At 50.8% G+C, this 23,930-nt stretch carries 21 protein-coding genes; all 21 read left to right on the top strand.

The features are described from left to right. Positions 1-2: 2 nt before the first annotated feature. The 21 genes from wzb (at position 3) to galE (ending at position 23,912) form a co-directional block, all read left to right on the top strand. On the top strand, positions 3-449 hold the full coding sequence (wzb, locus tag OGV77_RS20340) for a low molecular weight protein-tyrosine-phosphatase Wzb (protein ID WP_043016884.1): 447 nt from the start codon (positions 3-5) through the stop codon (positions 447-449). After that, entirely contained in the window at positions 449-2,611 is a 2,163-nt protein-coding gene (gene wzc, locus OGV77_RS20335; RefSeq protein WP_043016883.1) for a tyrosine-protein kinase Wzc, read from the top strand. The genes wzb and wzc overlap by 1 nt, the downstream gene beginning before the upstream one ends. A gap of 77 nt (positions 2,612-2,688) precedes the next feature. Continuing rightward, on the top strand, positions 2,689-3,531 hold the full coding sequence (wcaA, locus tag OGV77_RS20330) for a colanic acid biosynthesis glycosyltransferase WcaA (protein WP_047410098.1): 843 nt from the start codon (positions 2,689-2,691) through the stop codon (positions 3,529-3,531). A gap of 2 nt (positions 3,532-3,533) precedes the next feature. Continuing rightward, the gene (gene wcaB, locus OGV77_RS20325; protein WP_047410100.1) at positions 3,534-4,022 is read left to right on the top strand and encodes a colanic acid biosynthesis acetyltransferase WcaB; all 489 of its coding nucleotides are present in this window, start codon (positions 3,534-3,536) and stop codon (positions 4,020-4,022) included. Continuing rightward, positions 4,019-5,236: a colanic acid biosynthesis glycosyltransferase WcaC gene (gene wcaC, locus OGV77_RS20320; RefSeq protein WP_087051349.1), complete on the top strand. Its 1,218-nt coding sequence runs from the start codon at positions 4,019-4,021 to the stop codon at positions 5,234-5,236. The genes wcaB and wcaC overlap by 4 nt, the downstream gene beginning before the upstream one ends. Next, positions 5,211-6,428 (top strand): colanic acid polymerase WcaD, encoded by a 1,218-nt coding sequence (gene wcaD, locus OGV77_RS20315; RefSeq protein ID WP_286502967.1) that lies wholly within the window; start codon positions 5,211-5,213, stop codon positions 6,426-6,428. The genes wcaC and wcaD overlap by 26 nt, the downstream gene beginning before the upstream one ends. 5 nt (positions 6,429-6,433) lie before the next feature. After that, positions 6,434-7,180: a colanic acid biosynthesis glycosyltransferase WcaE gene (wcaE, locus tag OGV77_RS20310; RefSeq protein ID WP_080624952.1), complete on the top strand. Its 747-nt coding sequence runs from the start codon at positions 6,434-6,436 to the stop codon at positions 7,178-7,180. A 9-nt stretch (positions 7,181-7,189) separates the two neighbouring features. Continuing rightward, positions 7,190-7,744 carry a colanic acid biosynthesis acetyltransferase WcaF gene (gene wcaF, locus OGV77_RS20305; protein WP_043016877.1) on the top strand — a complete coding sequence of 185 codons (555 nt, stop codon included), beginning with the start codon at positions 7,190-7,192 and terminating at the stop codon, positions 7,742-7,744. A 24-nt stretch (positions 7,745-7,768) separates the two neighbouring features. Next, a complete protein-coding gene (gene gmd / locus OGV77_RS20300) occupies positions 7,769-8,890 on the top strand; it encodes a GDP-mannose 4,6-dehydratase (protein WP_047410111.1) in 1,122 nt (373 codons plus the stop codon). A gap of 2 nt (positions 8,891-8,892) precedes the next feature. Further along, positions 8,893-9,858: a GDP-L-fucose synthase gene (gene fcl, locus OGV77_RS20295; protein WP_080624954.1), complete on the top strand. Its 966-nt coding sequence runs from the start codon at positions 8,893-8,895 to the stop codon at positions 9,856-9,858. A 2-nt stretch (positions 9,859-9,860) separates the two neighbouring features. Beyond that, entirely contained in the window at positions 9,861-10,340 is a 480-nt protein-coding gene (locus tag OGV77_RS20290) for a GDP-mannose mannosyl hydrolase (protein ID WP_080624955.1), read from the top strand. Next, entirely contained in the window at positions 10,337-11,563 is a 1,227-nt protein-coding gene (gene wcaI, locus OGV77_RS20285) for a colanic acid biosynthesis fucosyltransferase WcaI (protein ID WP_087051350.1), read from the top strand. The genes OGV77_RS20290 and wcaI overlap by 4 nt, the downstream gene beginning before the upstream one ends. Next, positions 11,563-12,999, top strand: coding sequence for a mannose-1-phosphate guanyltransferase (cpsB, locus tag OGV77_RS20280; protein ID WP_075145955.1), 1,437 nt, complete (start codon positions 11,563-11,565; stop codon positions 12,997-12,999). Before wcaI ends, cpsB begins: the two co-directional genes overlap by 1 nt. Before the next feature lie 127 nt (positions 13,000-13,126). Next, a complete protein-coding gene (cpsG, locus tag OGV77_RS20275; RefSeq protein WP_047410126.1) occupies positions 13,127-14,497 on the top strand; it encodes a colanic acid biosynthesis phosphomannomutase CpsG in 1,371 nt (456 codons plus the stop codon). A 54-nt stretch (positions 14,498-14,551) separates the two neighbouring features. Beyond that, positions 14,552-15,946 carry an undecaprenyl-phosphate glucose phosphotransferase gene (gene wcaJ, locus OGV77_RS20270; RefSeq protein WP_087051351.1) on the top strand — a complete coding sequence of 465 codons (1,395 nt, stop codon included), beginning with the start codon at positions 14,552-14,554 and terminating at the stop codon, positions 15,944-15,946. Between the two features lies 1 nt (position 15,947). After that, complete coding sequence (gene wzxC, locus OGV77_RS20265; RefSeq protein ID WP_087051352.1) at positions 15,948-17,426, top strand: colanic acid undecaprenyl disphosphate flippase WzxC; 1,479 nt, start codon at positions 15,948-15,950, stop codon at positions 17,424-17,426. A gap of 63 nt (positions 17,427-17,489) precedes the next feature. Then, on the top strand, positions 17,490-18,770 hold the full coding sequence (wcaK, locus tag OGV77_RS20260; protein ID WP_043016868.1) for a colanic acid biosynthesis pyruvyl transferase WcaK: 1,281 nt from the start codon (positions 17,490-17,492) through the stop codon (positions 18,768-18,770). Then, the gene (gene wcaL, locus OGV77_RS20255) at positions 18,767-19,987 is read left to right on the top strand and encodes a colanic acid biosynthesis glycosyltransferase WcaL (RefSeq protein WP_087051353.1); all 1,221 of its coding nucleotides are present in this window, start codon (positions 18,767-18,769) and stop codon (positions 19,985-19,987) included. Before wcaK ends, wcaL begins: the two co-directional genes overlap by 4 nt. 11 nt (positions 19,988-19,998) lie before the next feature. Continuing rightward, positions 19,999-21,393, top strand: a complete 1,395-nt coding sequence (wcaM, locus tag OGV77_RS20250) for a colanic acid biosynthesis protein WcaM (RefSeq protein ID WP_087051354.1) — start codon at positions 19,999-20,001, stop codon at positions 21,391-21,393. A gap of 165 nt (positions 21,394-21,558) precedes the next feature. Continuing rightward, the gene (galF, locus tag OGV77_RS20245) at positions 21,559-22,452 is read left to right on the top strand and encodes a GalU regulator GalF (RefSeq protein WP_000609089.1); all 894 of its coding nucleotides are present in this window, start codon (positions 21,559-21,561) and stop codon (positions 22,450-22,452) included. 443 nt (positions 22,453-22,895) lie between these two features. Then, positions 22,896-23,912, top strand: coding sequence for a UDP-glucose 4-epimerase GalE (galE, locus tag OGV77_RS20240; protein WP_043016865.1), 1,017 nt, complete (start codon positions 22,896-22,898; stop codon positions 23,910-23,912). The last annotated feature ends 18 nt before the right edge of the window (positions 23,913-23,930 follow it).

Genomic DNA, 23,930 nt, shown 5'->3' with positions numbered 1-23,930 from the left:
TCATGTTTAACAAAATATTAGTTGTCTGTGTGGGAAACATTTGCCGCTCCCCGACGGCAGAGCGCTTGTTAAGACAATTTCATCCGGCGTTGACGGTATCTTCTGCCGGCCTCGGGGCGCTGGTGGGCAAAGGTGCGGATCCGAACGCCATCAGCGTGGCGCAGGCGCACAACCTGTCTCTGGAGAATCATTGTGCCCGGCAGATCTCGGGACGAATGTGCCGGGAATATGACCTGATCCTGACCATGGAAAAACGCCATATTGCTGCTCTGTGCGAAATGGTGCCGGAGATGCGCGGCAAAGTGATGCTCTTTGGTCACTGGGACAGCGAGCGTGAAATCCCCGATCCGTATCGTAAAAGCCGGGACGCGTTTGACGCGGTGTACGCATTACTTGAACGGTCTGCCCGCCAATGGGCTCAGGCATTGAACGCAGAGCAGGGAAAATAATGACAGAAAAAGTTAAACAGTCTGCTGCGCCGGTAACGGGCAATGATGAAATCGATATTGGTCGTCTGGTCGCAACGGTGGTGGAAGCCCGCTGGTGGGTACTTGGCATCACCGCGGTATTTGCATTGTGCGCCGCGATCTACACGCTGTTTGCCACACCAATCTACAGTGCGGATGCGCTGGTGCAAATTGAGCAAAATACCGGAAATTCACTGGTGCAGGATATTGGCTCGGCGTTGTCGAACAAACCTCCGGCCTCTGAAGCGGAAATTCAGCTCATCCAGTCACGGCTTGTATTGGGGAAAACGGTAGACGATCTCAATCTGGATATTGCCGTTACCAAAGATACGTTCCCCATTTTTGGCGCGGGCTGGGATCGGTTGATGGGCCGTCAGAACGAAACAGTTAACGTGACCACCTTCACGCTGCCAAAGGCAATGAATGAACAGACTTTCACAATCAGCGTGCTGAATGACAAACGCTATCAACTGGTGAGTGACGGAGGATTTAGCGCCCAGGGGCAGGTAGGGCAGATACTGGAACATGATGGCGTGACGATGCTGGTGGAGGCTATTCATGCCAGCCCTGAGAGCCAATTTACCGTGCGTAAATTCTCCACGCTGGGCATGATAAACACCCTGCAAAATAATCTGATGGTGACGGAAACCGGAAAAGATACCGGCGTATTGAGCCTGACCTTTACCGGCGAAGATCGTGAGCAAATCCGCCAGATCCTTGACAGTATTACCCGCAACTATCTGCAACAAAACGTGGAGCGTAAATCTGAAGAGGCCGCTAAAAGTCTGGCGTTTCTGGCAAAGCAACTCCCCGAGGTGCGTAACCGGCTGGACGTTGCCGAAAACAAGTTAAATGCTTTTCGTCAGGACAAAGACTCCGTGGATTTGCCGCTGGAAGCCAAAGCGGTGCTGGATTCAATGGTGAATATTGACGCGCAGCTTAATGAGCTGACCTTCAAAGAAGCGGAAATTTCCAAGCTGTTTACTAAAGCGCATCCGGCGTACCGCACGTTGCTGGAAAAACGCCAGGCGCTGGAAGATGAGAAAAGCAAGCTGAACGGACGCGTAACGGCAATGCCAAAAACGCAGCAGGAAATTGTCCGTCTGACGCGCGACGTGGAGTCCGGTCAGCAGGTCTATATGCAGTTACTGAACAAGCAACAGGAACTGAAGATCACCGAGGCCAGTACGGTCGGAGATGTGCGCATCGTCGATCCCGCGATTGCCCAGCCTGGCGTGTTGAAACCGAAAACGGCACTCATCATTCTCGGCAGTATCATTCTCGGTTTGATGCTTTCAGTGGTGGGCGTATTGCTGCGGTCGTTGTTTAATCGCGGCATTGAAAGCCCGCAGGTGCTGGAAGAACATGGTATCAGCGTGTATGCCAGTATTCCGCTGTCTGAATGGCAAAAAGCGCGTGATAACGTTCAGACTATCAAAGGTGTGAAACGCTACAAGCAAAGCCAGTTACTGGCGGTGGGAAATCCGACGGATCTCGCGATAGAAGCGGTCCGCAGCCTGCGTACCAGCCTGCACTTTGCCATGATGCAGGCGCGCAATAACGTATTGATGCTGACCGGCGTCAGCCCGTCGATTGGTAAAACATTTGTCTGCGCCAACCTGGCGGCGGTCATCAGCCAGACCAACAAACGCGTGCTGTTGATCGACTGCGATATGCGCAAAGGCTATACCCACGAGCTGCTGGGGACCAATAACGTTAACGGTCTGTCTGAGATCCTCATCGGCAAGGGGGATATCTCATCTGGCGCGAAACCGACATCCATTGCGCATTTCGATCTGATCCCTCGCGGTCAAATCCCTCCCAATCCTTCCGAACTTTTGATGAGCGAGCGCTTCGGCGAACTGATTGCCTGGGCCAGCTCGCACTATGACCTGGTGCTGATTGATACGCCGCCAATACTGGCTGTGACCGATGCGGCTATCGTGGGTCGTCACGTCGGAACCACGCTGATGGTGGCCCGTTATGCGGTCAACACGTTGAAAGAGGTGGAAACCAGCCTGAGTCGCTTCGAGCAAAACGGCATTCAGGTGAAAGGGGTGATCCTCAACTCTATCTTCCGCCGCGCCAGCGGGTATCAGGATTACGGTTACTACGAATACGAATACACGTCGGATTCGAAATAGATAACGAACAGCAACGCATATCGAATGTAGGCCTGATAAGCGTAGCGCCATCAGGCAACTTTATTTGGGAAACGAAAATGACGACAGAAAACCCACTAATTTCAATTTATATGCCAACCTGGAACCGTCAACAGCTGGCTATCCGGGCGATTAAATCGGTATTGCGCCAGGACTATCCTCACTGGGAGATGATCATTGTGGATGATTGCTCTTCCTCGTATGAGCAACTGCAGCAGTTTGTTGAGGAACTCAACGATCCGCGGGTGTCGTATACGCATAATTCCACTAACTCCGGGGCCTGCGCGGTGCGTAATCAGGCCATTATGCAGGCCAGTGGGCAGTATATCACGGGAATTGATGATGATGATGAATGGACGCCGAACCGCCTGAGCGTCTTTCTTAACTACCGCCATCACCTGGTCACGCGGGCGTTTCTGTACGCCAATGACTATGTCTGCGAAGGCGAAGTGTATTCGCAACCGGCCAGCCTGCCGCTATATCCGAAATCTGGTTATTCACGTCGTAAATTTTATAAGCGTAATATCATTGGTAATCAGGTGTTTACCTGGGCGTGGCGGTTTAAAGCATGCCTGTTCGATACCACGCTGAAAGCGGCGCAGGATTACGACATCTTCCTGCGTATGGTAGTGGCGTACGGTAAACCGTGGAAGGTAAAAGAGGCAACGCAGATCCTGCATGTCAATCACGGTGAAATGCGGATCACCTCATCGCCGAAAAAATTCTCCGGCTACTTTCAGTTTTACCGTAAACACAAAGGCAAATTTGACCGGGCCAGCAAGAAATATCAGCTGTTTACTCTCTATCAGATCCGCAACAAACGGATGAACTGGCGCACGTTGCTGACGCTGCTTTCTGTTCGCAACAGCAAGCGTCTGGCCGACGGAATGCGAGGTCGTTAAGTATGCTGGAAGATTTACGCGCTAATAGCTGGAGTCTTCGCCCTTGCTGCATGGTGGTGGCCTATCGGATTGCCCATTTTTGCTCCGTCTGGCGTAAAAAAAATGTCTTGAATAACCTGTGGGCCGCCCCGGTGCTGGTGATGTATCGCCTTATCACCGAATGCCTGTTCGGCTATGAAATCCAGGCTGCTGCATCTATTGGTCGTCGTTTCACCATCCATCATGGCTATGGGGTGGTTATCAATAAACACGTGGTGGCAGGGGATGATTTTACTCTGCGCCACGGCGTCACCATCGGCAATCTGGGTACCAACGATCCGTCCTGTCCGGTTATTGGTAACGGCGTTGAGTTGGGAGCGAATGTCACTCTGCTCGGCAACGTTGTTATTGGCAATAACGTGACGATTGGCGCCGGGAGCGTGGTGGTGGATAGCGTCCCGGACAATGCGCTGGTCGTGGGTGAGAAGGCTCGGGTGAAGGTAATTAAATGAAGATATTACAGTTTAATGTGCGGCTCGCAGAAGGTGGGGCGGCTGGCGTGGCGTTAGATTTACATCTGAGGGCGCTGGAGAAAGGGCTGTCCTCGCGTTTTGTCTATGGCTATGGCAAAGGCGGTAAGAAAAGCGTCAGCCATGCGAATTACCCGCAGGTTTTCAAACTTACGCCACGCCTGACGTCGGCGGTAAACATTGCGCTGTTTCGTTTCGCGAACCGCGATCTGTTTGGCAATCTCGACAAGTTATACCGTGAAGTTACCCGCACCAGCGGCCCGCTGGTCCTGCATTTTCATGTGTTGCACAGCTACTGGTTGAACCTGGAAGAGGTGGTCACCTTTTGCCAAAAAGTGAAGGCGTGTAAACCGGATGTTACCTTCGTCTGGACGCTGCACGATCACTGGAGCGTGACCGGGCGCTGTGCCTTTACCGATGGTTGCGAAAACTGGAAAACGGGCTGCCAGAAATGCCCAACGCTCAGTAACTATCCGCCGGTAAAAATCGATAAAGCCCATCAGCAGTTACCCGGTAAGCGGCAGATGTTTCGTGCCATGCTGGCGCTGGGCTGCCAGTTTATCTCGCCCAGTCAGCATGTGGCCGACGCATTCAACAGCCTGTATGGCGTGGGACGCTGCCGTATTATTAACAACGGCATCGATGTAGCAACTGAATCCATTCTTGCCGATCTTCCCGCTAAGCATGAGGGGAGCGGTAGACCGAAAATCGCCGTGGTGGCTCATGATCTGCGCTATGACGGGAAGACCAGCCAGCAACTGGTGCGAGCGATGGTAGCGCTCGGAGACAAAATTGAGCTGCATACTTTTGGCAAATTTTCGCCATTTGCGGGAGATAACGTCATCAATCACGGGTTTGAAAGCGATAAGCGCACGTTGATGAGTGCGCTAAACGAGATGGATGGCCTGGTGTTCAGCTCCCGAGTTGATAACTACCCGCTGATCCTGTGCGAAGCGCTTTCCATTGGCGTACCGGTTATTGCCACGCACAGTGACGCCGCGCAAGAAGTACTGGCAAAATCGGGAGGCAAAACGTTCAGCGAAGCGGACGTATTGCAACTGGTGCAACTGAAAAAATCAGACATTGCGCAGGCGGTATTTGACACGTCGCTTGCTGCGTTCAGCCAGCGCAGCCGGGTGGCATACAGTGGGCAACAGATGCTGGAGGAATATGTCTCGTTCTATCAGAATCTGTAGCTATCTGGTGCTACCGCTGCTTTATTTGCTGGTCAACGTCAAACTCGCCCAGCTTGGCGAGAGCTTCCCGATAACTATCGTCACCTTCTTACCCGTTCTGCTGTTGCTGTTTGTCGAGCGCATTAATATCAAAAAATTAATGATTGCGTTGGGCATGGGGGGCGGGCTGACGGCGTTTAATTATCTGTTCGGTCAGTCACTGGATGCCAGCAAGTACGTGACGTCCGCGATGCTGTTTGTCTATACCGTGGTGATCATTGGCATGGTGTGGAGTATTCGCTTCAAAACCATTTCACCGCATAACTACACTAAGATCTTGCGGTTTTTCTGGCTGGTGGTGGGACTGGTGGTGGGGTTAGCTGCAGTTGAAATGGCGCAGATAATTCTCAGTGGCGGCAGCAGTTTAATGGAAGTTATTTCGAAATATCTTATTTACAGTAACAGCTATGTTCTGAACTTTATTAAATTTGGTGGGAAACGTACTACTGCGCTCTATTTCGAACCGGCATTTTTCGCTCTGGCGTTAATCTCAATTTGGCTCAGCATCAAACAGTTTGGTATCAAAACGCCTAAGTCCGATGTTATGATTCTGGCAGGGATAATATTATCAGGATCGTTTTCAGGGGTAATGACGTTTATTTTGTTTTATCTTCTGGAGTGGGCGTTCCAGTATCTGAATAAGGATGCGATAAAAAAGAAGCTACCGCTGGCGATAATCTCATTAAGCGTATTTGTAGTTGGAGTGATATTTGCTTTCCCATACATCGCAACACGCCTTGGAGATTTAGGAACTGAAGGTTCGTCATCGTATTATCGGATCGTAGGACCATTAGTGATGGTCGGTTATTCGTTACTTAACGTTGATGGGGTAGTGAGATTCGGCTCACTTTATGAATATGTTGCGTCATTCGGAATTTTTAACGGTGCGGATGTTGGCAAAACGATAGACAATGGCTTGTATCTGCTGATTATTTATTTTTCATGGTTCGCGGTGATATTAGCCCTATGGTACATGGGGAAAGTCATGAAAATGATGATCAATGCGTTTGGTGATGATCAGAATTATCGGGTGCAGCTTTATCTTTTTACGCCACTGTCGCTGTTTTTTACAGGTTCAGTATTTAGTCCGGAATACGCGTTTTTAATTGTGTGTCCGTTTATTTTGCGCAAGGCGCTGAATATCGCGAGGTAAATCACATGCTGCTCAGTATTATCACCGTCGCCTTTCGCAATCTGGAAGGGATCGTCAAAACTCACGCATCACTGGCACATCTGGCGCAGGCGAATGATATCAGTTTTGAGTGGATTGTTGTTGATGGCGGCTCTTCTGATGGTACGTCATCCTTTCTTGAAGGACTTAGCGCAGAGCACCGGTTACGGTTTGTCAGCGAGCCGGATAAGGGCATCTATGATGCGATGAACAAAGGTATCGCTATAGCGCGCGGGCGGTTTGCGCTGTTCCTCAACTCCGGGGATATTCTGCATGCGGATGCGGCTTGTTTTATCCGTCAGCTGAAAACGCAAAGCGATAAAACTATGGTTATTGGTGATGCGTTGTTGGATTTCGGCAATGGCAACAAAATTAAGCGGCGAGCCAAGCCGGGTTGGTATATTTATCACAGCCTGCCCGCCAGCCATCAGGCCATCTTCTTTCCGCTCTCTGGACTGAATGTCTGGCGCTATGATTTGCAATATAAAATATCGTCCGATTACGCATTAGCTGCCCGATTATACAAATCCGGTTATGCTTTTAAAAAACTGAGCGGGCTGGTGTCAGAGTTTTCCATGGGGGGCGTGTCAACGACGAATAATCTGGAATTGTGCCGGGATGCCAAAAAGGTACAGCGCCAGATATTACATATGCCAGGTTTTTGGACCGGATTGTCAGAATATTTACGTCTGCGCACAACCGGTAAAACAAAATCTTTATATGGAAAAACGTAAGGGCAAATTATGCAGGATTTAAGCGGATTTAAAGTGCCTGCTGGTTTTCGTGGTGGTGGCGCCATTAAAGTCCAATTATGGTGGGCAGTGCAAGCAACATTGTTTCGCTGGTCACCGCAGGTCATGTACCGCTGGCGCGCATTTTTATTACGCATGTTTGGCGCGAAAATAGGAAAAAACGTAGTTATTCGACCTTCAGTAAAAATTACTTATCCGTGGAAATTGACCCTGGGAGATTATGCCTGGGTGGGTGATGACGCGGTTTTATATACGTTGGGTGATATTACGATTGGTGCTCACGCGGTTATTTCGCAAAAAAGTTATTTATGCACCGGGAGCCATGATTATGCCAGTCAATATTTTGATATTAACGCCACACCGATTGTGGTTGGTGATAAATGCTGGCTGGCGACAGATGTCTTTGTCGCGCCTGGCGTGACCATTGGCGATGGCACCGTCGTCGGAGCACGAAGCAGCGTTTTTAAATCGCTGCCAGCAAATGTCGTTTGTCGGGGAAATCCCGCAGTAGTCACGCGCAAACGCGTCGAAAAAGTTACTCCCTGAGGGGATCATTTAAGAGGTAATAACATGTCAAAAGTCGCTCTCATTACTGGCGTAACCGGGCAGGATGGTTCTTACCTGGCAGAATTTCTGCTGGAAAAAGGGTATGAAGTACACGGCATTAAGCGCCGCGCTTCATCATTTAACACCGAACGTGTGGACCACATTTACCAGGATCCGCATTCGGGTAATCCCAAATTTCATCTGCACTATGGCGATTTGACGGACTCCTCCAACCTGACCCGTATTCTACAAGAGGTCCAACCGGATGAGGTCTATAACCTGGGCGCCATGAGTCATGTCGCGGTGTCGTTTGATTCACCGGAATATACCGCCGATGTCGATGCGATCGGCACCTTACGTTTGCTGGAAGCCATCCGCTTCCTCGGTCTGGAAAAGAAAACGCGTTTTTATCAGGCTTCCACCTCTGAACTGTACGGCCTGGTACAGGAAATTCCGCAGAAAGAGACTACGCCGTTCTACCCGCGCTCGCCGTATGCCGTTGCTAAGCTGTATGCGTATTGGATAACCGTCAACTACCGTGAATCTTACGGTATGTATGCCTGTAACGGCATTCTGTTTAACCACGAATCTCCGCGCCGCGGCGAAACCTTTGTTACTCGCAAAATTACCCGAGCGATCGCCAACATCGCTCAGGGGCTCGAGTCTTGCCTGTATCTGGGCAACATGGATTCACTGCGCGACTGGGGCCATGCCAAAGATTACGTCAGGATGCAGTGGATGATGCTGCAGCAGGATAAACCGGAAGATTTCGTAATTGCCACCGGCGTGCAGTATTCCGTGCGCCAGTTTGTGGAAATGGCGGCCGCTCAGTTGGGAATTAAATTGCGTTTTGAAGGTGAGGGCGTGAATGAAAAAGGCATCGTAGTTTCTGTGACCGGTCACGATGCGCCGGGTGTGAAACCTGGGGATGTCATGATTGCCGTCGACCCGCGTTATTTCCGTCCGGCTGAAGTGGAAACGCTGCTGGGCGATCCGGCTAAAGCACATGAAAAACTGGGCTGGAAGCCGGAAATTACGCTGCGCCAGATGATCTCGGAAATGGTTGCCAACGATCTTGATGCGGCGAAGAAGCATTCCCTGCTGAAGTCGCACGGTTACGAGGTCGCTATCGCGCTGGAGTACTGAGGATGAAGACACAACGTATTTTTGTGGCGGGCCATCGCGGTATGGTGGGGGCCGCCATCGTCAGACAACTGTCTCAGCGAAATAATATAGAGCTGGTGCTGCGTACCCGCGAGCAACTTAACCTGCTGGACGCCAGCGCAGTGCAGGCGTTCTTTGCCACTGAACGCATTGACCAGGTTTATCTGGCGGCGGCAAAAGTGGGCGGGATTGTGGCGAATAATACTTATCCTGCTGATTTTATTTATGAAAATATGATGATTGAGAGCAACATTATTCATGCTGCGCATTTGCATAACGTGAATAAACTGTTGTTCCTCGGGTCATCCTGTATTTATCCAAAGCAAGCCACCCAGCCAATCGCTGAGAGTGAATTGTTGCAGGGGCAACTTGAGCCGACCAATGAGCCGTATGCGATTGCCAAAATTGCCGGTATCAAGCTGTGCGAATCATATAACCGGCAGTATGGCCGGGATTATCGCTCAGTAATGCCGACCAATCTGTACGGACCGCATGACAACTTCCATCCGAGTAATTCGCATGTGATCCCGGCGCTGCTGCGCCGCTTTCATGAAGCTCGCGAGCAAAATACGTCGGATGTGGTGGTGTGGGGTAGCGGTACGCCGATGCGCGAATTTCTGCATGTCGACGACATGGCGGCGGCCAGTATTCATGTGATGGAGCTGGCTCAGGAAGTCTGGCAGGAATATACCCAACCAATGCTGTCGCATATCAACGTGGGTACTGGCGTTGATTGCACCATCCGTGAACTGGCCCAGACCATCGCGCAGGTCGTGGGTTACAAGGGGCGAGTGGTGTTCGACGCCAGCAAACCGGACGGCACGCCGCGCAAATTGCTCGACGTCACGCGGTTGCATCAGTTGGGTTGGTATCACGAGATATCCCTGGAAGCGGGGCTTGCCAGTACATATCAGTGGTTCCTTGAAAACCAGCAGCACTACCGGGGGTAAGTATGTTTTTACGTCATGAGGATTTTGCCACCGTTGTCCGTTCAACCCCGCTGATTTCCATCGATTTAATCGTGGAAAACGCCGACGGCGAATTTCTGCTCGGTAAGCGTCTCAATCGTCCGGCGCAGGGGTACTGGTTCGTGCCCGGCGGTCGGGTGCAAAAAGATGAATCGCTGCGCGTGGCCTTTGAGCGGCTTACTGAAGCTGAGCTGGGGTTACGTTTACCGCTGTCCGCTGCGGAGTTTTACGGTGTCTGGCAGCATTTCTATGACGACAACTTTTCCGGGGAGGATTTCTCAACGCATTACATCGTGCTGGGATTTCGTCTGCGGGTGTCGGAAAACGACCTGCACCTGCCTGACGTTCAACATGATGCGTACCGCTGGCTGGCAGATACACAGATTCTGGCCAGTGACCACGTGCACGACAACAGCCGGGCTTACTTCTGTGAAACGGCCCAGACCGGAGTACCCGGTCTATGAAGATCCTCGTGTATGGCATCAACTATTCACCGGAGTTGACCGGTATCGGCAAATACACCGGTGAAATGGTGCAGTGGATGGCGCAACAGGGGCATGACGTTCGGGTGATCACCGCGCCGCCTTATTATCCGCAGTGGAAGGTCAACGGTCGCTATTCGTCCTGGCGTTACCGTCGTGAAGAGGGTGACGCCATTGTCTGGCGTTGTCCGCTGTATGTGCCTGAGCAACCCTCTACGCTCAAACGGCTGCTGCATTTGGGCAGTTTTGCCCTGAGCAGTTTTTTCCCGCTGCTGGCGCAACGTCGCTGGAAGCCGGACCGCATTATCGGCGTGGTGCCGACGCTGTTTTGTACGCCGGGCATGCGTCTGCTGGCAAAACTTTGTGGCGCGCGCACGTTGTTGCACGTTCAGGATTACGAAGTCGATGCCATGTTGGGACTTGGCATGGCGGGCACAGGCAAGCGTGGCGTGGTGGCAAAACTGGCCAGCGCCTTTGAGCGCAGTGGGCTGTTGAATATGGATCATATTTCGACCATCTCCCGGACCATGATGCACAAAGCCATGGAAAAAGGCGTTGCGCCGCACAAAGTTATTTTCTTTCCAAACTGGTCGGAAGTGGCACGTTTTCGTGGCGTGAACGATACCGATGCCCTGGCGTTGCGTCAGCAACTGGGCTTGCCTGTCTCCCAAAAGATCGTTCTTTACTCGGGCAATATCGGTGAAAAGCAGGGGCTGGAGAGCGTGGTTGACGCAGCTGTCCTGTTGAGCGAACAGCCCTGGCTGTTTGTGATTGTCGGGCAGGGCGGTGGTAAAGCGCGGCTGGAGAGTATGGTCAGTGAACGCGGCCTGAACAATGTGATGTTCTTTCCACTGCAATCTTATGACGCGCTGCCGGCATTGCTCAAGATGGCGGATTGTCATCTGGTGGTACAAAAGCGCGGTGCGGCGGATGCCGTACTGCCCTCCAAACTGACCAATATCCTCGCCGTTGGCGGTAACGCGGTCATTACCGCCGAGCCTGAAACCGAGTTGGGTCAGCTTTGTGACACTTATCCTGGCATTGCGGTGTGTGTGGAGCCGGAGTCGGTTAACGCGTTGGCCTGTGGTATTCAACGGGCGCTGATGATGCCAAAAGTGAACACGATGGCACGTGATTATGCCGAACGCACGCTGGATAAAGAAAACGTGCTGAGTCAATTTATTGCTGATATTCGGGGTACATGATGAGTCAAAGCAAACTCTTTCCGGTAGTGATGGCCGGTGGCTCGGGTAGCCGTTTATGGCCATTGTCCCGCGTGCTGTATCCAAAGCAGTTCCTGTGCCTGAAAGGCGATCTCACCATGCTGCAGACAACGATCTGCCGTCTGAACGGCGTGGAGTGCGAAAGTCCGGTGGTTATCTGTAATGAACAACACCGTTTCATTGTAGCGGAACAGCTACGGCAACTGCACAAACTGACTGAGAACATTATTCTCGAACCTGCCGGGCGTAACACGGCACCGGCGATAGCGCTGGCCGCGCTGGCGGCAAAACGTCAAAGTCCGGGTGAAGATCCGCTGCTGCTGGTACTGGCAGCCGATCACATGATTGCTGACGAAGAGGCATTTCGCGAGGCGGTTCGTAATGCGATGCCCTATGCCAGTGCGGGTAAGCTGGTGACGTTTGGTATCGTGCCAGACCAGCCGGAGACCGGCTACGGCTATATCCGTCGTGGCGAGGTTTCACCGACGAATACCGACGCCGTGGCTTTTGAAGTGGCGCAGTTTGTTGAAAAGCCCAATCTGGAAACCGCGCAGGCTTACGTGGCGAGCGGCGACTACTACTGGAACAGCGGCATGTTTTTATTCCGCGCCGGGCGTTATCTGGAAGAACTGAAAAAATATCGTCCCGATATTCTTGAGGCCTGCGAAAACGCCATGAGTACGGTTGACCCCGATCTCGATTTTATCCGCGTTGATGAACAGGCGTTTCTCGCCTGCCCGGAAGAGTCTGTGGACTATGCGGTTATGGAACGTACGGCCGATGCGGTGGTGATGCCAATGAACGCAGGCTGGAGCGATGTTGGCTCCTGGTCATCATTGTGGGAAATCAGCGCCCATACCGCTGAAGGTAATGTGCATCACGGCGACGTCATTAGCCATAAAACGGAGAATAGCTATGTGTATGCCGAATCTGGCCTGGTGACGACCGTCGGGGTGAAAGATCTGGTGGTGGTGCAGACCAAAGACGCAGTGCTGATAGCCGATCGCAACGCGGTGCAGGACGTTAAAAAAGTGGTAGAGCAAATTAAAGCTGACGGACGTCATGAGCACCATATTCACCGTGAAGTTTATCGCCCATGGGGCAAGTACGATTCTATTGATGCCGGAGACCGTTATCAGGTGAAGCGAATTACCGTCAAACCCGGTGAGGGATTGTCCGTGCAGATGCATCATCACCGGGCTGAACACTGGGTTGTGGTGGCTGGCACCGCAAAGGTGACGATTAATGATGATATCAAGCTGCTCGCTGAAAACGAGTCTGTCTATATTCCGCTGGGCGCGACCCATTGTCTGGAGAACCCCGGGAAAATCCCACTCGATCTGATTGAGGTGCGCTCCGGATCTTATCTCGATGAGGATGATGTCGTGCGGTTTGCGGACAGATACGGGCGCGCTTAACACAACATCCTCGTTGCCGGATAGCGGCGTGTACGCCTTATCCGGCCTACAAACGAACGGTTAGTCATTTTTTGAAAAATATCTCCAGTCAGGAGAGGGCTAACTGTTGCCTGAAGAAGGGTAAATCATGACGAAATTAACCTGTTTCAAAGCCTATGACATTCGCGGCAGGCTGGGCGAAGAACTAAATGAAGAGATTGCGTGGCGTATTGGCCGCGCTTACGGCGAGTTCCTGAAGCCAAAAACGATTGTTCTGGGTGGCGACGTGCGCCTGACCAGCGAGACGCTAAAGCTGGCGCTGGCAAAAGGGCTGCAGGATGCGGGGGTGGATGTGCTGGATATTGGTATGTCGGGCACCGAAGAGATTTACTTCGCCACCTTTCATCTGGGCATTGACGGCGGTATTGAAGTGACCGCCAGCCATAATCCAATGAATTACAACGGCATGAAGCTGGTGCGGGAAGGGGCGCGCCCCATCAGCGGTGATACCGGTCTGCGCGACGTGCAGCGCCTGGCGGAAGTCAACGACTTCCCGCCGGTCGATGAGGCAAAACGTGGCCGCTACCAGCGTATTACTACCCGCGATGCCTACATCGACCACCTGTTAGGGTACATCAATCCCGGCAACCTGAAACCGATGAAGCTGGTGCTCAATTCCGGCAACGGCACGGCAGGTCCGGTGATTGACGCCATTGAAGCCCGTTTTAAGGCGCTGGGCGCACCGGTCGAATTTATCAAAATCCACAATACGCCGGATGGCAACTTCCCCAACGGTATTCCCAATCCTCTGCTGCCGGAATGTCGGGCTGACACGCGCAATGCGGTGATTAAACACGGCGCAGATATGGGGATTGCCTTCGATGGGGATTTTGATCGTTGCTTCCTGTTCGATGAAAAAGGTCAGTTTATTGAGGGTTACTACATTGTCGGCCTGCTGGCGGAAGCGTTTCTGGAGAAGAATCCGGGGGCGAAAATTATCCACGACCCGCGCCTGTCCTGGAATACCGTGGATGTGGTGACGGCGGCAGGCGGTAAACCGGTGATGTCAAAAACCGGGCACGCGTTTATCAAAGAGCGCATGCGTCATGAAGATGCCATTTATGGCGGTGAAATGAGTGCGCATCACTATTTCCGCGACTTTGCTTACTGCGACAGCGGCATGATCCCGTGGCTGCTGGTGGCGGAGTTGCTGTGTCTGAAAGGACAGTCGCTGGGCGAACTGGTCCGCGACCGGATGGTGGCCTATCCGGCGAGTGGAGAAATAAACAGTACGCTGGCAGAGCCGGCGGCAGCGATTGCGCGCGTGGAGCAGCATTTTTCCCGTGAGGCGTTGACGGTGGACAGAACGGACGGTATCAGCATGTCGTTTGTCGACTGGCGCTTCAATTTACGCTCTTCCAATACTGAACCGGTGGTGCGTCTGAACGTGGAATCGCGCGGAGATATTCCGTTGATGGAAGCGCGAACGCGCACTCTTCTGGCGTTACTGAATCAGTAATGCCGGTGCTTCCTTTGCCCGATTACGGGCAAAGGGTGACTAACAGGAACCACGATGACACATCTAAAAAAGCGCGAACGCGCCAAAACCAATGCGTCGTTAATTTCGATGGTGCAACGCTTTTCAGATATCACCATCATGTTTGGCGGATTGTGGGTAGTCTGCGAATTAAGCGGTTTGCCTTTCCTGTATATGCACCTGCTGGTGGCGCTGATCACGCTGGTTGTTTTTCAGATGCTCGGGGGCATAACAGATTTTTATCGCTCCTGGCGCGGCGTCAAAATTTCAACTGAGCTGGTGCTGTTGTTGCAAAACTGGACGCTGAGTCTGATTTTTTGCGCAGGTCTGATCGCCTTTAATAACGATTTCGATAACCGTCTCGCCGTCTGGTTGGCGTGGTATCTGTTATCTAGCGTTGGCCTGGTGTTGAGTCGTTCGTTTATTCGCTACGGCGCGGGGTGGCTGCGTAATCGCGGTTACAACACTCGCCGGGTGGCGGTGGCTGGCAACATGCCCGCCGGACAACTGCTGCTGGACAGTTTTCGCCATGAACCGTGGCTGGGATTTGAAGTAGCGGGTGTCTATCACGACCCCATCCCTGGAAAAAACTCTCGCGACTGGGCCGGTAATCTGCAGCAACTGGTGGATGACGCCAAATCCTCGCGTATTCATAACGTTTATATCGCCATGTCGATGAGCGATGGCGCCAGCGTAAAAAAACTGGTGCGCGATCTGGCCGACACCACCTGTTCGGTACTCCTCATTCCCGATGTCTTTACCTTCAATATCCTGCATTCACGGATTGAAGAGATGAACGGCGTTCCGGTGGTGCCGCTGTATGACACGCCGCTCTCGGGGATTAATCGCCTGTTAAAGCGTGCGGAAGATATCGTGCTGGCTTCACTGATCCTGCTGCTTATTTCCCCGGTGCTATGTGGCATAGCGCTGCTGGTAAAACTGACCTCCAAAGGACCGGTGATTTTCCGCCAGACTCGCTATGGCATGGACGGAAAACCAATCAAAGTCTGGAAGTTTCGCTCAATGAAAGTGATGGAAAACGACGCTGTGGTGACGCAGGCGACGCAAAACGATCCGCGCGTAACTCCTTTGGGAAATTTCCTGCGCCGGACGTCGCTCGATGAACTGCCGCAGTTTATTAACGTGCTGACCGGGGGAATGTCTATCGTCGGGCCACGTCCGCATGCGGTGGCGCATAACGAGCAGTACCGCCAGTTGATTGAGGGGTACATGTTACGCCATAAGGTGAAACCGGGGATTACCGGCTGGGCGCAAATCAACGGCTGGCGTGGTGAAACCGATACGCTGGAAAAAATGGAAAAACGTGTGGAGTTTGACCTCGAATACATTCGCGAGTGGAGCGTGTGGTTCGATATCAAAATTGTTTTTCTGACAGTATTCAAAGGCTTTGTTAACAAAGCGGCGTACTAACATGAGCTTACGAGAAAAAACGCTTAACGGCGCTAAGTGGTCGGCGATTGCCACGGTGATCATTATTGGACTCGGACTTATTCAGATGACCGTCCTGGCGCGGATTATTGATAACCACCAGTTCGGGTTGTTAACCGTGTCGCTGGTGATCATTGCGCTGGCCGATACGTTGTCTGACTTTGGTATCGCCAACTCAATTATTCAGCGTAAAGAAATTGGCTATCTTGAACTGACCACGCTGTACTGGCTCAACGTTGGACTGGGTATCGCGGTATGCGTGGCGATGTTTCTGTTGAGCGAGACGATTGCCCGTGTGCTCAATAACCCTGAACTTGCGCCGCTCATCAAAACCTTATCGCTGGCGTTTGTGGTGATACCGCACGGGCAGCAGTTTCGTGCGTTGATGCAAAAAGAGCTGGCCTTTAACAAAATCGGCATGATCGAAACCAGTTCGGTGCTGGCTGGTTTTACCTTTACCGTGGTCAGCGCCCATTTCTGGCCGCTCGCGCTGACCGCCATTCTTGGGTATCTGGTAAACAGTACGCTACGTACGCTGCTGTTCGGCTATTTTGGTCGTCGGATTTACCGCCCGGGGCTGCATTTTTCGCTGGCATCCGTTTCGTCGAATCTGCGTTTTGGCGCATGGCTGACGGCAGATAGCATCATCAATTACATCAATACCAATCTTTCCACGCTGGTTTTAGCCAGAACGTTGGGAGCTGGTGTGGCGGGGGGATTCAATCTGGCCTGGAACGTGGCGGTTGTCCCCCCGATCAAACTGAACCCGATTATTACCCGTGTCCTGTTTCCGGCTTTCGCCAAAATCCAGGACGACAGTGAAAAGCTAAAGGTGAATTTTTACAAACTGCTATCGGTGGTCGGGATTATCAACTTCCCGGCGCTACTGGGATTGATGGTGGTGTCGAACAACGTAGTGCCTTTGGTGTTTGGCGAGAAGTGGAACGGCATTATTCCCGTCTTGCAACTGCTGTGCATCGTGGGTCTGCTGCGCTCGGTGGGGAATCCAATAGGATCGCTTTTGATGGCGAAAGCGCGGGTTGATATCAGTTTCAAGTTTAATGTGTTCAAAACCTTTCTGTTTATTCCAGCCATTTTTATCGGTGGTCATCTTGCCGGGGCGATTGGCGTGACGCTGGGCTTTTTGCTGGTTCAGGTGATTAACACGATCCTCAGCTATTTCGTGATGATTAAGCCTGTTCTTGGCCCCAGCTACCGCCAGTACATGCTCAGTCTTTGGTTGCCGTTGTATCTCTCTTTACCCACCCTTGTGGTGAGCTATGCGCTGGGCTTAACGCTGCGCAGCCACCTGCCATTAGGCGCGTTGCTGGGGATGCAGATTGTGGCAGGTGCGCTGGTATTTGCGGTGATGATTGTGCTGTCGCGCCATCCGCTGGTGGTGGAAATAAAACGCCAGCTTTGTCGCAGTGAAAAAATGAAAACCTTGCTTCGTGCAGGATGAATTGTGCTTGTTGCATGCCGGAGGGCGAGAGCCGCCCTCCGGCAATGATTAGAAGAGGTCAGAATGAAATTACTAATTTTAGGCAACCATACCTGTGGGAACCGTGGGGATAGCGCGATTCTGCGCGGTTTGCTGGATGCCATTACCGCCTTGCGTCCCGAGACTGAAGTGGATGTGATGAGCCGTTACCCGGTGAGCTCCTCATGGTTGCTGAACCGCCCGGTGATGGGCGATCCGCTGTATTCGCAGATGAAGCAGCACAATAACGCAGCGGGCGTCATGGGGCGCGTGAAGAAAGTGCTGCGTCGTCGCTATCAGCACCAGGTACTGCTCTCGCGCGTCACTGATTCCGGTAATCTGCGCAATATCGCTATCGCCCAGGGATTTACCGATTTTGTTCGTCTGCTGTCGCGCTACGACGCCATTATCCAGGTCGGTGGATCGTTTTTTGTCGATCTGTATGGCGTACCGCAGTTTGAACATGCCCTGTGTTCGTTTATGGCAAAAAAACCGCTGTACATGATTGGCCACAGCGTGGGGCCATTCCAGGATGAGCAGTTTAACCAACTGGCGAACTACGTATTTGGACACTGTAATGCGCTGATTTTGCGTGAGTCCGTCAGTCTGGAACTGATGAAGCGCAGTGCAATAAACACGGATAAAGTCGAAACCGGGGTGGATACCGCCTGGCTGGTAGATAACCATCATGAGGATTATGAACCCGGTTATGCCGTCCAGCATTGGTTAAAAATGGCGGCTAAACAGAAGACGGTTGCCATAACGTTGCGTGAGTTGGCTCCTTTTGATAAACGCCTGGGGACAACGCAGCAGGCCTATGAGCAAGCCTTTGCCGGGGTGGTGAACCGCATCCTCGATGAAGGTTACCAGGTGATTGCACTGTCAACCTGCACCGGTATTGATAGTTACAACAAAGATGATCGCATGGTGGCGTTAAACCTGCGCCAGTATGTTAACGACCCGGCTCGGTATCACGTGGTGATGGATGAACTCAACGATCTGGAAATGGGGAAAATTTTGGCTGCCTGCGATCTGACGGTGGGGACTCGCTTGCACTCTGCCATCATCTCAATGAATTTTATGACGCCAGCCATCGCCATTAACTACGAGCATAAATCGGCAGGGATTATGCAACAGTTGGGGTTACCAGAGATGGCCGTCGATATTCGCCATCTGCTCGATGGTAGTCTGGAAGGGAAGGTCGCCGATGCTCTCGGACAGCTACCTGAGTTGCGCATACGTCTCGGCGACGCGGTTACGCGTGAGCGCGAACGCGGGGTGAGCATGGTGCAGTCGGTTTTATCGCGTATTGAGGGGGAAAAATGAAGATTGGCTTTTTCCTGCTTAAATTTCCGCTCTCCTCTGAGACCTTTATCCTCAATCAGATTACCGCATTTATCGATATGGGCTACGACGTGGAGATTGTCGCGTTGCAGAAGGGCGATCTTGAAAATACCCATGCTTCATTTAATACCTACCGTCTGGGTGAAAAAACGCGCTGGTTACTGAATGAACCACAGAGCAAGCTGGCGAAGCTGAAGTATAGAGCGGCGGCGACGCTGCACGGGATTATCCGCGCAGCCACCTGGAAAGCGCTTAATGTGGCACGCTATGGCGATGAGGCGCGCAATCTGATTTTAGCGGCCATTTGTGGTGGGAATCCACGGGCGTTTGAGGCGGATGTCTTTATCGCTCATTTTGGACCTGCAGGCGTAACGGCCGCCAAACTGCGTGAGCTTGGGGTGATCCGCGGAAAAATCGCCACGGTATTTCATGGCGTTGATGTTTCGCATCGGGATGTGCTTGCTCACTATACCCCTGAATATCAGCAGCTGTTTCAACGTGGAGATTTGATGTTACCCATCAGTAATCTCTGGGCTGGACGTTTAAAAAACATGGGGTGCCCGCCGCAAAAAATCGCGGTTTCCCGTATGGGTATCGACATGACACGTTTTACGCCTCGTCAACTGAAAGCCCCAGCCGCACCGCTGGAGATTATCTCTGTCGCCCGGTTAACCGAGAAAAAAGGACTGCATGTCGCCATCGAAGCCTGTCGGCAGTTGAAAGAGCAGGGCGTCTTATTTCGCTACCGCATTCTTGGCATTGGTCCCTGGGAGCGTCGTTTGCGTACGCTTATCGAGCAATATCAGCTTGATGATGTGATTGAGATGCCCGGCTTTAAACCCAGTCATCAGGTAAAGGAGATGCTTGAGCAGGCGGATGTATTTTTGCTGCCGTCGATCACCGGAAGGGATGGCGATATGGAGGGTATCCCAGTGGCGCTGATGGAGGCGATGGCAGTGGGGATCCCGGTCATTTCTACCGTCCACAGTGGGATCCCGGAGCTTGTCGAGTCGGGTAAATCTGGCTGGCTGGCACCGGAAAATGACGCGCAGGCTCTGGCAGAGAGATTAGCGGCATTTAGCCTACTCGATAGTGAGCAGGTGCAACCGATTGTGCAGTGCGCGCGCGAAAAAATTGAAAAAGAATTTAATCAATTAGCGATCAATAAACAGTTAGCCAGTCTGCTACAAACGATGTAAATCGAGGTTGTATGTCAGAGAACAAACTCTCACGCCGTACTTTTCTGACGGCAGGCTCTGCGCTTGCCGTGCTGCATTTTCCCGTTGTCCGGGCGCTTGAATCACCGGTCAGCGTCAACATTCAGGATTACAACCCAAAGGATTGGGTCGCTTCTTTCCGGCAGGCGTTCAAAGAAGGACAAACTGTAGTCGTGCCAAAAGGACTGGAATGTAAGGATCTTAATACCGCTATCGTTATTCCCCCTGGCAAAACACTATCTGTGCAAGGTCGAATAAGCGGTAATGGCCGTGGCCGCTTTGTTCTGCAGGATGGATGTAAGGTGCTGGGCGAGCAGGGCGGGAATCTGAGGAATGTTACCCTGGATGTACGGGGATCGGACTGCGTGATAAAAGGGATTGCCATGAGTGGTTTCGGCCAGGTGACGCAAATCTATATCGGCGGAAAAACCTCAAGGCTGATGCGCAATCTGACTATCGATGATATTACCGTCACGCGCGCTAACTACGGGATCCTGCGACAGGGTTTTCATAACCGTATGGATGGTGTGAAGATTACCCACTGCCGTTTTAGCGATCTTCAGGGCGATGCCATTGAGTGGAATGTGGCGATTAACGACAGCAACATCCTCATTTCTGACCACGTCATCGAACGTATCAACTGTACCAACGGCAATGTGAACTGGGGCATAGGCATCGGGCTGGCGGGCAGTACCTATGACAATACCTATCCCGATGAGCTGGCGATAAAAAACTTTGTCGTGGCGAACATCACTGGTACCGACTGTCGACAGTTAGTCCATGTGGAGAACGGCAAGCATTTTATCATTCGTAATATTACCGCGCGAAATATCACCCCGAATTACAGTAAGAAAGCGGGCATCGATAATGCGACGGTCGCTATTTATGGATGTGATAATTTCGTCATTGATAATATCAATATGGAAAATAGCGCGGGTATGCTCATTGGTTATGGTGTGATCAAAGGGCGATATTTATCCATTCCACAAAACTTTAAGTTGAATAATATCCATCTCGATAACACCAAACTTGAATACAAATTACGCGGTATTCAGATCTCATCGGGTAATGCAACATCATTCGTGGCCATTACCAACGTGGAGATGAAGCGCGCTACGCTTGAGTTTCACAACCAACCACAGCATCTTTTCCTGCGTAACATCAGGGTGATGCAGCAATCTGTAACAGGGCCCGCGCTTAAGATGCACTTCGATCTCCGTAAGGATGTACGCGGCAAGTTTATGGCTAAACAGGACACATTGCTCTCACTGGCAAATGTCCATGCGGTAAACGAAACGGGACAAAGTTCAGTTGACATTGACCGCATAAACCATCAGGTGGTGAATGTTGAAGCGGTGAATTTTCGACTGCCAGGGAAGGGGGGGTAACTTTGCGACCATTCCTGGCTAAAGTTGCACCTCCCTGGGATTAAGATTACTGCATTCCGCAGTTAAGCGGCGTAACATACGCTGCATCGGAGTAATGTAATTCATACTGGCTAAAACAAGCTAAAAAGCTATAATTCAGCAACAATTGAATAGGTGAATGACTTAATGATTAATTTGAAAGCAGTTATTCCGGTAGCAGGTCTGGGGATGCACATGTTGCCTGCCACGAAGGCAATCCCTAAAGAGATGCTGCCGATCGTAGACAAGCCGATGATTCAATACATTGTCGACGAAATTGTAGCTGCAGGTATCAAAGAAATCGTTCTGGTAACTCATGCGTCTAAGAACGCGGTTGAGAACCACTTCGACACCTCTTACGAACTCGAATCGTTGCTTGAGCAGCGTGTTAAGCGCCAGCTTTTAGCCGAGGTGCAGTCTATTTGTCCCCCTGGCGTGACTATTATGAACGTTCGTCAGGCTCAGTTGCTGGGCTTAGGTCATTCCATTCTTTGCGCTCGCCCAATTGTTGGGGATAACCCGTTTGTCGTCGTATTACCGGACGTCGTTCTGGATACCGCGAGTGCAGATCCTCTGCGCTACAACCTGGCTGCCATGGTTGCTCGTTTTAATGAAACCGGGCGTAGTCAGGTGCTGGCAAAACGTATGGAAGGCGATCTGTCAGAATACTCGGTTATTCAGACCAAAGAGCCTTTGGATAACGAAGGCAAAGTGAGCCGGATCGTTGAATTTATTGAAAAGCCGGATCAACCGCAGACGCTGGATTCCGATCTGATGGCAGTAGGGCGTTATGTGCTGTCTGCTGATATTTGGGCCGAATTAGAGCATACCCAACCTGGCGCATGGGGACGTATTCAACTGACTGATGCCATTGCAGAGCTGGCTAAAAAACAGTCTGTTGATGCCATGCTGATGACAGGCGATAGCTACGACTGCGGTAAAAAAATGGGTTATATGCAGGCATTCGTTAAGTACGGACTGCGTAACCTGAAGGAAGGGCCAAAGTTCCGTAAGAGCATTGAGAAGTTGCTCGGGGAATAATCAAGACAACAGATTATTTATATTGGTAATACTTCATATTAAATGGCAGGGGAAGTCTCTTGATGCTATCGGTAGACAGCATGACTCTACTGCCTTTTTTATGATAAAAATCAAGCAGTAAAAAAATCAATGTTCTACCTTTTCTTGTAGCAAAAATCGATTTTTCCTTGTTTCTTAGTGAGATTAATACGACAATATTTGGAATGTTCTGGGGCTAAATGTGTCAAAATGTAATCGATAATTGACAGGTTGAGCCCCGCAAAAATTGGAGTGTACAGTAGACTGGTAGCTGTTGAGCCAGGGGCGGTAGCGTGTCTGAACAAATTAACATTTCGGTGTTAAAATAAGATAACGTTATGTTAAAGGCTAATTTACAAAATATATAAGATCAAATAATTGAACACGTAATTAGCATAAAAGATTAATACAATTTCGGAGACTTCATGACTATACTTGTGACAGGTGGCGCTGGTTATATTGGTTCACATACCGTTTTACAATTAATTGAGGGCGGGTATGATGTGGTTGTGCTTGATAACCTGAGTAATTCATCCCAAGAGTCACTTCATCGCGTTGGGTCTTTGGTTTCGAAAAATATTCCATTCATTAAAGCTGATATCAACGATAAACAAAAGCTTGAAGAAGTTTTTAAAAACTACGATATTGATGCAGTGATTCATTTTGCAGGATTAAAATCTGTTGGTGAATCAGTAAAGAAACCACTGGAATATTACATTAATAATGTCAGTGGAACCCTCACTCTGCTTGAAGTTATGAAGCAAGCAAATGTTTACAAATTCATTTTTAGTTCGTCTGCGACTGTTTATGGTAATCATTCTCCAGTTCCCAACCTGGAGGAATATCCTATTGGAAATGCTTCATGCCCCTATGGAACTACTAAAGTCATGCTGGAGCAGATTTTATCAGACTATGCGAAATCTGATGATAAATTAAAAATTATTGCTCTGCGTTATTTTAATCCTACAGGTGCACATCCTAGTGGCCTTATTGGGGAAGATCCGAACGGCATTCCAAACAATCTTGTTCCTTATATTTCTCAAGTTGCTATTGGCAAATTGGAAAAACTGTCCGTTTATGGTGGCGATTATGAAACTATTGATGGAACAGGAGTACGCGACTTTATCCATGTAGTAGATCTTGCAGCAGGCCATGTTAGTGCTTTAAGGTATATCGATAAATTGCAAGGATATGACATTTTTAATCTTGGTACCGGCACTGGTGTCTCAGTTTTACAAGTAATTGATGCCTTTGAAAAAGCAAGTAACCAGAAAGTTAATTATGAAATTGTCGCCAGACGTGAGGGCGATATAGGATCTTCTTGGGCTGATGTATCTAAAGCAGAAAGGATTTTAGGCTGGAAATCCAGGTACAATATTGAAGATATGATGGTCCATACCTGGAATTGGCAAAAACAAAACCCTAATGGCTATGGAAGCTAGTACCAATCTATTTAATAT

This window comes from Citrobacter sp. Ce129 (assembly GCF_030334545.1).
GTDB lineage: Bacteria > Pseudomonadota > Gammaproteobacteria > Enterobacterales > Enterobacteriaceae > Citrobacter > Citrobacter europaeus.
Note: the sequence above shows the minus strand (reverse complement) of the source record. Positions and strands in the feature narration are given on the sequence as shown.

Excerpts from the sequence above, each read along its gene's own strand:
- wzb (WP_043016884.1), top strand. The coding sequence starts at position 3 with ATGTTTAACAAAATATTAGTTGTCTGTGTGGGAAACATTTGCCGCTCC.
- wzc (WP_043016883.1), top strand. The coding sequence starts at position 449 with ATGACAGAAAAAGTTAAACAGTCTGCTGCGCCGGTAACGGGCAATGAT.
- wcaA (WP_047410098.1), top strand. The coding sequence starts at position 2,689 with ATGACGACAGAAAACCCACTAATTTCAATTTATATGCCAACCTGGAAC.
- wcaB (WP_047410100.1), top strand. The coding sequence starts at position 3,534 with ATGCTGGAAGATTTACGCGCTAATAGCTGGAGTCTTCGCCCTTGCTGC.
- wcaC (WP_087051349.1), top strand. The coding sequence starts at position 4,019 with ATGAAGATATTACAGTTTAATGTGCGGCTCGCAGAAGGTGGGGCGGCT.
- wcaD (WP_286502967.1), top strand. The coding sequence starts at position 5,211 with ATGTCTCGTTCTATCAGAATCTGTAGCTATCTGGTGCTACCGCTGCTT.
- wcaE (WP_080624952.1), top strand. The coding sequence starts at position 6,434 with ATGCTGCTCAGTATTATCACCGTCGCCTTTCGCAATCTGGAAGGGATC.
- wcaF (WP_043016877.1), top strand. The coding sequence starts at position 7,190 with ATGCAGGATTTAAGCGGATTTAAAGTGCCTGCTGGTTTTCGTGGTGGT.
- gmd (WP_047410111.1), top strand. The coding sequence starts at position 7,769 with ATGTCAAAAGTCGCTCTCATTACTGGCGTAACCGGGCAGGATGGTTCT.
- fcl (WP_080624954.1), top strand. The coding sequence starts at position 8,893 with ATGAAGACACAACGTATTTTTGTGGCGGGCCATCGCGGTATGGTGGGG.
- OGV77_RS20290 (WP_080624955.1), top strand. The coding sequence starts at position 9,861 with ATGTTTTTACGTCATGAGGATTTTGCCACCGTTGTCCGTTCAACCCCG.
- wcaI (WP_087051350.1), top strand. The coding sequence starts at position 10,337 with ATGAAGATCCTCGTGTATGGCATCAACTATTCACCGGAGTTGACCGGT.
- cpsB (WP_075145955.1), top strand. The coding sequence starts at position 11,563 with ATGAGTCAAAGCAAACTCTTTCCGGTAGTGATGGCCGGTGGCTCGGGT.
- cpsG (WP_047410126.1), top strand. The coding sequence starts at position 13,127 with ATGACGAAATTAACCTGTTTCAAAGCCTATGACATTCGCGGCAGGCTG.
- wcaJ (WP_087051351.1), top strand. The coding sequence starts at position 14,552 with ATGACACATCTAAAAAAGCGCGAACGCGCCAAAACCAATGCGTCGTTA.
- wzxC (WP_087051352.1), top strand. The coding sequence starts at position 15,948 with ATGAGCTTACGAGAAAAAACGCTTAACGGCGCTAAGTGGTCGGCGATT.
- wcaK (WP_043016868.1), top strand. The coding sequence starts at position 17,490 with ATGAAATTACTAATTTTAGGCAACCATACCTGTGGGAACCGTGGGGAT.
- wcaL (WP_087051353.1), top strand. The coding sequence starts at position 18,767 with ATGAAGATTGGCTTTTTCCTGCTTAAATTTCCGCTCTCCTCTGAGACC.
- wcaM (WP_087051354.1), top strand. The coding sequence starts at position 19,999 with ATGTCAGAGAACAAACTCTCACGCCGTACTTTTCTGACGGCAGGCTCT.
- galF (WP_000609089.1), top strand. The coding sequence starts at position 21,559 with ATGATTAATTTGAAAGCAGTTATTCCGGTAGCAGGTCTGGGGATGCAC.
- galE (WP_043016865.1), top strand. The coding sequence starts at position 22,896 with ATGACTATACTTGTGACAGGTGGCGCTGGTTATATTGGTTCACATACC.